Consider the following 8,482-nt stretch of genomic DNA (forward strand, 5'->3'; position numbering starts at 1 on the left):
GGGCGGCGTCTGCCCGCGCCCCCCACACGACTCCGCCCCGCCCTCAAATAAAACCGCCACACCCAGCGGCCGCGGGGCCGCCGCGCCCTCACCCGCCGCCCCCCCCACGGCCGGGAACGGCGAAAAGGCGCTCAGCAGCCGCCCGCCACCGCCGGAATGATCGAGACGCTCGCGCCGTCCTTGATCTCCGTGGCCAGACCCTCGGCGAACCGCACGTCGTCGTCGTTCACGTAGACGTTCACGAAACGGCGCAGCTTGCCGGTGTCGTCGAGGATGCGCGCGGCGATCCCGGCGTGGTTCTTCTCCAGGTCGGCGATGACGTCACCCAGGGTGGCGCCCTCGGCGGACACCTCGCTGGCACCACCGGTGTAGGTGCGCAGGATGGTCGGGATGCGGACGTTGGCGCTCATGGGGGTCTTCTCCTCGTTGCGGGGCGGGGGTGTACCGGGGAAGGACGGCGAGGGCCGGTGCCGGACGGGTCCGGGCCGGTCAGGCGGACGCCAGGCCGGCGTCGCGGAACGACGCCAGCGTCGGCCGGATCACAGCGGTCATGCCGGCCTCCGAGACGGCGTCCAGCGTCTTGAGGCCGTCTCCGGTGTTGATCGCGACGGTCTCCTTCGACGGGTCCAGCTGTCCCGTCTCGACCAGCTTCTTCAGCACGCCGACGGTCACCCCGCCCGCGGTCTCGGCGAAGACGCCCTCGGTCCGGGCCAGCAGCCGGATCGCCGCCACGACCTCCTCGTCCGTCACGTCCTCCACCGCGCCACCGGTACGCCGGGCGATGTCGAGCACGTACGGGCCGTCGGCCGGGTTGCCGATCGCCAGCGACTTGGCGATGGTGTCCGGCTTGACCGGCCGGATCACGTCGTGGCCGGCCTTGAACGCCGCCGACACCGGCGAGCAGCCCGCCGCCTGGGCGCCGAAGACCCGGTACGGCCGGTCCTCGACCAGGCCGAGCCTGATCAGCTCCTGCAGCCCCTTGTCGATCTTGGTCAGCTGCGAACCCGAGGCGATCGGGATCACGATCTGCTCCGGCAGCCGCCAGCCCAGCTGCTCGCAGATCTCGTACGCCAGCGTCTTGGAGCCCTCGCCGTAGTACGGCCGCAGGTTGACGTTGACGAAGCCCCAGCCCTCGCCGGCCGGGTCACCGATCAGCTCCGAGCAGAAGCGGTTCACGTCGTCGTAGTTGCCCTCGATGCCGACCAGCTCGCCGCCGTACACCCCGGCCATCACGACCTTGCCCTGCTCCAGGTCGTGCGGGATGAACACGCAGGACTTGAAGCCGGCCCGGGCCGCGGCCGCGCCCACCGCACCGGCCAGGTTGCCGGTCGACGAGCAGGACAGCGTGGTGTAGCCGAAGGCCCGCGCGGCCTCGATGGCACAGGCCACCACGCGGTCCTTGAAGGAGTGGGTCGGGTTGCCCGAGTCGTCCTTGATGTGCAGCTGGGCGGTGAACCCGAGCTCGCGGCCCAGGTTGTCGGCCTTCACCAGCGGGGTCCACCCCGGGTTCAGGTTCGGCTTGGAGGCGACGTCGGCCGGCACCGGCAGCAGCGGCGCGTACCGCCAGATCGACGCCGGACCGGCCTCGATGCGCTTGCGCAGTTCCTCCGCGCCCTCGCTGCCGAACTCGTAGGCGATCTCCAGCGGGCCGAAACACTCCACGCAGGCGAAGCTGGGGCCGAGCGGGAACCGGGTGCCGCACTCGCGACAGGACAGCGCGGCGGCGGGGCCGAGGTCAACGGTGACGGGTGCGGCGGTGTCGATAGCCATGATGGCGGAGGCCTCTCTCCTCATCTTCCCCGTGACGCGGGCGCGCCACAGGCCGGAATTGGCACCTGTCCCGCCGGCGCTGTTGACAACAGCCGCGCGAGAAGGTTGCCGGGACGTCAACGGGCCGTTCCCTCAGTCCCTCTGGATGAGCTCTGTGAAGTTGTGGTCATGCTCAGCGGAGACCCCGGCGTGCGAAGGTGCGACCGCTGTACGAAGACTGTATCCGAAGGCGTCAACCCCGAACGGGATCGTCCGCCACGCGAGATGACCCGTCCCATCCCACCTCGCCGAGGAGAGAACAGTGCCCGCCGAACCGATCCCCGCGCTCCTCCCCGAGACGGCGTCCTGGCTGCGCCGACGCTCGTGGAGCGCGGCCGACCGCCCGGTGGACGTCCTGCTGGCGGCCAAGCGCGCACTGGGCCCGGCCGGCACGGTCAGCGTCGTCCTCCCCGCCCTGGACGAGGAGGCCACGGTCGGCGACATCGTCCGCACCATCCGCCGCGAGCTGGTGGAACGGCTGCCGCTGGTCGACGAACTGGTCGTGGTCGACTCCGGCTCGGCCGACGCCACCGCCGCGGTCGCCGCCGAGGCCGGTGCCACCGTCGTCCACCGCGACACGATCCTCCCGCGGCTGCCCGCCGCCCCCGGCAAGGGCGAGGTGCTCTGGCGATCGCTGCTGGTCACCCGCGGTGAGATCGTCTGCTTCGTCGACGCCGACCTGCGCGCGTTCGATCCCGCCCTGGTCTCCGGCATCGTCGGCCCGCTGCTCACCGACCCGGACATCCACCTGGTCAAGGCCATGTACGACCGCCCGCTGGAGACCGACGGGGCGGTCGTCCCGGCCGGCGGCGGCCGGGTCACCGAACTGGTCGCCCGCCCCCTGCTCAACCTGCACTGGCCGGAACTCGCCGGTTTCGTCCAGCCGCTCGGCGGCGAGTACGCGGCCCGCCGTTCCCTGCTCGAACGTCTGCCCTTCCCGACCGGCTACGGCGTCGAACTCGGCCTGCTCGTCGACGCCCTGGAGACGGCCGGGCTGGACGCGCTCGCCCAGGTGGACGTCGGCGTCCGCCACCACCGCCACCAGGACGGCCAGGCGCTCGGCCGGATGGCCGCCACCATCTACCGCACCGCCCTGGAGCGGCTCGACCGCACCCACCGGCTCAAGGCCGCCGCCGACCTGGTCCACCCGCTGCTCACCCAGTTCACCCGAGACCCGGAGACCCGCGCCTTCACGGCCCACACCCACCCGGTCACCGCCACCGAGCGCCCGCCGATGCACACCGTCCCCGAATACGCCACCCGGCACTGAGGGGTTTGCGACCCGGGACCCCCGGCAACCAACCAACCATGGGCGATCTCACGACCGAACGTTCGAATTCGACCGGCACTGCCCCCGTCCTGGTGGCGTCCAACCGGGGACCGGTGTCCTTCGGCACCGCGGACGACGGCACGCTGACCCTCCGCAGAGGCGGCGGCGGCCTGGTCTCAGGGCTCTCCGCCATCGACGACCCGGACGCCGTCTGGGTCTGCGCCGCCCTCTCCGACGCCGACCGCAGGGCCTCCCGGGAGGCCCCCGACGGACGCCTCGACCGGGCCGGCCACGACGTCGGCGGGCAGGCCGTCCGGATGCTGGACATAGACCCGGAGACCTTCGCCCGGGCCTACAACGGCGTCGCCAACTCGACGCTGTGGTTCATCCACCACCTGCTCTACGACACCCCGACCGCGCCCGCCTTCGACGCCGACTTCCGCACCGAGTGGCAGGCCTACACCGCGTACAACGCCGCCTTCGCCGGGGCCCTCGCCGCCGAGGCCGCACCCGGCGCCGCCGTCCTGGTCCAGGACTACCACCTCTCGCTGACCCCGGCGCTGCTCCGCGCCGCCCGCCCCGACCTGCGGATCGGCCACTTCTCGCACACCCCCTGGGCCCCGCCCGAGTACTTCCGGCTGCTGCCCGACGACATCGCCGAGACCGTCCTGACCGGCATCCTCGGCGCCGACCGGGCCGGGTTCCTCACCCGGCGCTGGGCGCTCGCGTTCGCCGACTGCTGCGAAGCCGTCCTCGGCGCCGCCGTCGACCGCGACGCCCTCACCGTCACCCACGAGGGCCGCACCACCCACCTCGGCGTGCACGGTCTCGGCGCCGACGCCGGCTTCCTGCGCGAGCGCGCCCACCGCCCGGACGTCGACGACCGCCTCGCCACCCTGCGCGCCGCCGTCGGCGACCGCCGGACCGTCGTCCGGGTCGACCGCACCGAGCTGAGCAAGAACATCGTCCGCGGCTTCCAGGCGTACCGGCACCTGCTGCGCACCCGCCCCGAGTGGCGCGACCGGGTGGTCCACATCGCCTTCGCCTACCCGTCCCGCACCGACCTCGCCGAGTACCGCGCCTACACGGCCCGGGTGCAGGCGCTGGCCGAGGAGATCAACGAGGAGTTCGCCACCCCCGGCTGGCAGCCGGTGATCCTGCACGTCGACGACGACTTCCCGCGCTCGCTGGCCGCGTACCGGATGGCCGACGTCGCCCTGGTCAACCCGATCCGGGACGGCATGAACCTGGTCGCCAAGGAGGTCCCGGTGGTCTCCGACGACGGCTGCGCCCTCGTCCTGTCCCGCGAGGCCGGTGCCCACGCCGAGCTCGGCGAGGACGCGCTCACCGTCAACCCGTACGACGTCGTCGCCACCGCCGAGGCCCTGCACGCCGGGCTCACCATGCCGGCCGGCGAGCGCGCCGACCGCACCAAGCGGCTCGTGGCCGCCGCGACCGCGCTCCCGCCCCAGCAGTGGTTCCTCGACCAGCTCAACGCGCTGCGCTGAGCTCCTCCCCCAGCGCCGCCAGCAGTTCCACCACGCCGGCCGGGCCCGGGACCACCAGGTCCGCCCGGTCGGCGAGTTCCCGCACCGGCGCGTCCCCCACCGCGCCGCTGCAGACCGTCACGCCGGCCAGGCCCTCCCCGCGCAGCTTCTCCACGGCCGCGAAGGCCGCGACGTCCCCCAGGTCGTCCCCCGCGTACAGCACGGACCGGGCGCCGCGCTCGCGCAGGAAGCCCTCCAGCGCCGCCCCCTTGTCCACCCCCGGCGGTCGCAGCTCAAGGACCAGCCGACCGGGCTCCACCACCAGGCCGTGCTCGGCCGCCAGTGCGCCGACCGGTTCCACCAGCCGCTCGAACGCGACGGCGGGCTCGGCCGTCCGCCGGGTGTGCACGGCCACCGACCGGCCCTTGTCCTCCACCCACGTCCCGTCCGGCGCCCCGGCCGCCGCCAGGACGTCCGGCAGCGCCGCCCGGACCGCGGCCACCCCGGGGTGCACCGGCGGCGCGGTCAGCTCACCGGCCTCCCAGCGCTCCGCGCCGTAGTGCCCGAGCACCACCACCCCGCCGACCTCGGCGAAGCCCCCGTACTCCACCGCCAGCCCGGCCGGGCGCCCGGTCACCACCACGACCGCCCCGACGTGCGGCACCAGGCCGCGCAGGGCGTCCGCCGCGCCCGGGTGCGCCCGGGCACGGCTCGGGTCGGACACGATCGGTGCCAGCGTGCCGTCGAAGTCCAGGGCGACCACCGCCGCCCGCGGCTCTTCGAGCAACGCCGCCAGGCCCGCCCGTCCGTCGTCCGTCAGCGGTCGCGCAATCTCAGCAAGGCCCATGACAGGGACCGTACCCGGGCCGGACGGGGGTCATCCGTCGACGCGGCGGTCGGGCTCCCGGGTCGGGCGCCGGGGCGGCGCCCGCCTACCGTGCCGCGCGCCGGGCGTCCCGGACCCGCCGGAGCCGGTTCACCAGCACCGGCGCGTGCGCCAGTGCCTCCGGTCGGTCGAGCAACGCGTTCAGCAGCTGGTAGTACCGGGTGCTGGAGAGTCCCAGCTCCTCCCGGACGGCCCGTTCCTTGGCGCCGGCCGTCCGCCACGACCGGCCCTCCAGCTCCAGCACCGCCCGGTCCCGCTCGTCCAGCTCACCCGCGCCCATGCCGGCCAGCCTACTTGCGGAGCCTCGCGGCCTCCTTGACGGCCGTCTGCTGGAGGTCCTCCAGGACCGGCTTGGGGTCGGCGGTCGCGGCCGCCCCGATCCCGGCCTTGATCCGGTTGGAGACCTCCACCCAGGCCGGGTCGCCGAACGGGTAGAAGCTCGCGTTGCCCAGCCCGGCCGCGAACTGCTTCAGGGCCTCGTGCTTGGGGTCCTTGCTGATCGCGTCGAAGGCGTCCTGGGTGACCGGCAGCAGGTTGTAGGTCTCGTCGAACTTGAGCTGGTTGTCCTTCGCGTAGACGAAGGAGAGGAACTTGCGGATCTCGTTGCGGTGCCCGTTGGCCTTGAAGGCCATCATCCAGTCGGCCACCCCGAGGCTGCCGGTCTTCGCCAGGCCGTCCTTCTTCGGGATCGCCGTCGTGCCGAAGTCGATCTTCCCCTTGGCGGCCATCCGCAGCAGGGTCGGGTGCCCGTTCAGCATCGCGACCTTCCCGGCGGCGAAGTCGCTGAACACGGGGGTGCGGTTCATCTTGCCGGGTTCGGGGTAGGTCAGCCCGGTGGCGACCAGGTTGGTCCTGAGCCAGTTGAAGGTCGCCTGGTTCTGGGTGCTGTCGATGGTGTAGTTGCCGACGTCGTCGGAGAGGCTGCCGCCGCCGCTCAACGTCCACAGCATCGACTCGGCCGGGGCTTCCTCCGGTCCGAGCGGGAGCCCGTACGGCGTCACGCCCGGCACCTTGGCCTTGATCTTCTCGGCGGCCTGCTTGAGCTCGTTCCAGGTGGTCGGCGGCTTGTCGACGCCGGCCTTCTGGAAGATCGCCTTGTTGTAGAAGAGCACCCGGGAGGAGGAGACGAACGGAATGCCGTACTGCGTGCCGAGCACCTGCCCGGCGTGCGAGAACGACTCCATGATGTTCGCCTGGGTCTCCAGCGAGAGCACGTCCGCGGCGGTGTAGAGCCGGTCGGCGCCGGCCTGGTCGGCGAAGCCGCCGGTCTGCAGCAGGTCGGGCGACTTCCCGCTCTTGACCAGGTCGTCGACCTTCTTGCCGATGTCGGTCCAGCTCTCCACCTGGACGTCCACCTTGATGCCCGGGTTGGCGGTCTCGAAGCGCCGGGCGAGGTCGTCCCAGTACAGCTTGGAACTGGTCTCCGCGCTCTCGCCGTAGTCGGCCGCGACCAGCCGGAGGGTGATCGGGCCGTCGTCCTTGCCGCCGCAGCCGGTGAGCACCAGTGCTCCGGCCAGTGCGATGCCGGACAACCGGGTGGGGACCTTGGCGCGCCTGTCCAACGCGGGTACCGCCTTCGAGGGGGAGTCTTGCGGGAGCGACGAACCGGATCGGGGGGATCCGGCCGGGGGGAGGCGGCAAGGGTGCCAAACAGGCCACTCAGTGGTCCACACCTGTGGCCGGTCCGCGCCGGGTAGTTATCGAAGTGCGGAGGTCGTTGCACGATGCGCAATGAAATTCGGCCGTCCGACCTGCCGGACCCGGCCTCAAGGGATCCGGTCCGGTTCGTGCAAAGCGCCGCACACCGCATACTTCTGCGACAAAGCTCACCCCGTTGGACCAGACCAATCCGACAACTGGACTAGACCTCTCCGACCCACCCAAGGGAAACTGTCCTCCGTGAAGCACGTCATCGCACTCGATGTAGGCGGCACCGGCATGAAAGCCGCGTTGCTCGCCCAGGACGGCTCCGTGCTGTTCGAAGCACGACGCCCGACCGGGCGGGAACACGGCACGGACGCCGTGGTCGCCGCCATCCTCGACTTCGCCGCCGACCTGGCGGACGAAGGCCGCAGCCGCTTCGGCGTCGCCCCCGTGGCGGCGGGAGTCGCCGTCCCCGGGACGATCGACGAGAAGAACGGCATCGCGGTCTTCTCCGCCAACCTCGGCTGGCGCGACCTTCCGCTGCGCAAGCTGCTGGGAGAGCGCCTGGCCGCGGCGGACGGCGGCGCCATGCCGGTCGCCCTCGGCCACGACGTGCGGTCCGGGGGTCTCGCCGAGGGCCGGCTCGGCGCCGGCCGGGGCGTCGAACGCTTCCTCTTCATCGCCCTCGGCACCGGTATCGCCGGCGCCATCGGCATCCGGGGACGGATCGAGGCCGGAGCCCACGGCTACGGCGGCGAGATCGGCCACGTGGTGGTCCGGCCCGGCGGCCCCCAGTGCGGCTGCGGCGCCCGCGGCTGTCTGGAGACCCTCGCCTCCGCCTCCGCCGTCTCCCGCGCCTGGGCCGAGGCCGTGGGCGACCCCGACGCCGACGCGGCATCCTGCGCCGTCGCGGTGGACGCCGGGGACGCCCGCGCGGTCGCGGTCTGGCAGCGCGCCGTCGAGGCCCTGGCCGACGGCATCGTGCTGGCCCAGAGCCTGCTCGACCCGTCCACGGTGATCGTCGGCGGCGGGCTCGCCGAAGCCGGGGACACCCTCTTCACCCCGCTGCGTGCCGCGGTCACCGAGCGTCTGACCTTCCAGATGCCCCCCGAGGTCGTACCGGCCATGCTCAAAGACACCGCCGCGTCCCTGGGCGCGGGCCTGCTCGCCTGGGATCTGCTCTCGATGGAGGTGACCGCGTGACCGCGCGGAATCAATCTGCGGCCCTGCCGCGGCGAACCGCACTGGCCGGCGCCCGGCTGGTCCTGCCCGGCGGCATCGTCGAGGGCGACCGTCTCGCCGTCGAGGGCACCCGGATCGCCGGTCTCGGCGGCGCCACCACGGCCGGTGACCTCGACCTGACCGGGTACACCGTCGTCCCCGGCT

At 72.8% G+C, this 8,482-nt stretch carries 8 protein-coding genes, 1 pseudogene and 1 riboswitch; of the genes and pseudogenes, 4 read left to right on the forward strand and 5 right to left on the reverse strand.

The genetic code is table 11. The features are described 5' to 3' along the window. Positions 1 to 131: 131 nt before the first annotated feature. Both ABZY91_RS40565 and thrC read right to left on the reverse strand, forming a co-directional pair. A complete protein-coding gene (locus tag ABZY91_RS40565) occupies positions 132 to 410 on the reverse strand; it encodes a ubiquitin-like small modifier protein 1 (protein WP_329877155.1) in 279 nt (92 codons plus the stop codon). Positions 411 to 489: 79 nt separating this feature from the next. Next, positions 490 to 1,770, reverse strand: coding sequence for a threonine synthase (gene thrC, locus ABZY91_RS40570; protein WP_329877157.1), 1,281 nt, complete (start codon positions 1,768 to 1,770; stop codon positions 490 to 492). A 17-nt stretch (positions 1,771 to 1,787) separates the two neighbouring features. Next, positions 1,788 to 1,922: riboswitch (SAM riboswitch) on the reverse strand. 149 nt (positions 1,923 to 2,071) lie between these two features. Here thrC and ABZY91_RS40575 point away from each other — a divergent pair. Then, positions 2,072 to 3,079 (forward strand): glucosyl-3-phosphoglycerate synthase, encoded by a 1,008-nt coding sequence (locus tag ABZY91_RS40575; protein WP_355409092.1) that lies wholly within the window; start codon positions 2,072 to 2,074, stop codon positions 3,077 to 3,079. 38 nt (positions 3,080 to 3,117) lie between these two features. Then, positions 3,118 to 4,587, forward strand: coding sequence for a trehalose-6-phosphate synthase (locus tag ABZY91_RS40580; protein ID WP_329877161.1), 1,470 nt, complete (start codon positions 3,118 to 3,120; stop codon positions 4,585 to 4,587). Here the strand turns inward: ABZY91_RS40580 and otsB are convergent. The 3 genes from otsB to ABZY91_RS40595 all read right to left on the reverse strand — a co-directional run bounded on the left by otsB (position 4,571) and on the right by ABZY91_RS40595 (position 6,984). Continuing rightward, positions 4,571 to 5,413, reverse strand: a complete 843-nt coding sequence (gene otsB, locus ABZY91_RS40585; RefSeq protein WP_355409094.1) for a trehalose-phosphatase — start codon at positions 5,411 to 5,413, stop codon at positions 4,571 to 4,573. The genes ABZY91_RS40580 and otsB overlap by 17 nt on opposite strands. An 85-nt stretch (positions 5,414 to 5,498) precedes the next feature. Then, the gene (locus ABZY91_RS40590) at positions 5,499 to 5,732 is read right to left on the reverse strand and encodes a DUF3263 domain-containing protein (protein ID WP_327679814.1); all 234 of its coding nucleotides are present in this window, start codon (positions 5,730 to 5,732) and stop codon (positions 5,499 to 5,501) included. Positions 5,733 to 5,742: 10 nt separating this feature from the next. Beyond that, positions 5,743 to 6,984: an extracellular solute-binding protein gene (locus tag ABZY91_RS40595; protein WP_355409096.1), complete on the reverse strand. Its 1,242-nt coding sequence runs from the start codon at positions 6,982 to 6,984 to the stop codon at positions 5,743 to 5,745. A gap of 367 nt (positions 6,985 to 7,351) precedes the next feature. Here ABZY91_RS40595 and ABZY91_RS40600 point away from each other — a divergent pair, with 367 nt between their 5' ends. Together ABZY91_RS40600 and ABZY91_RS40605 are read left to right on the forward strand one after the other, a co-directional pair. Next, positions 7,352 to 8,299: an ROK family protein gene (locus tag ABZY91_RS40600; protein WP_329877169.1), complete on the forward strand. Its 948-nt coding sequence runs from the start codon at positions 7,352 to 7,354 to the stop codon at positions 8,297 to 8,299. Continuing rightward, a pseudogene (locus ABZY91_RS40605) lies at positions 8,296 to 8,482 on the forward strand (N-acetylglucosamine-6-phosphate deacetylase); the annotation flags it as partial. The gene ABZY91_RS40600 and the pseudogene ABZY91_RS40605, both read left to right, overlap by 4 nt.

Origin of the sequence: Kitasatospora sp. NPDC002965 (assembly GCF_040611255.1) — a bacterium.
GTDB lineage: Bacteria > Actinomycetota > Actinomycetes > Streptomycetales > Streptomycetaceae > Kitasatospora.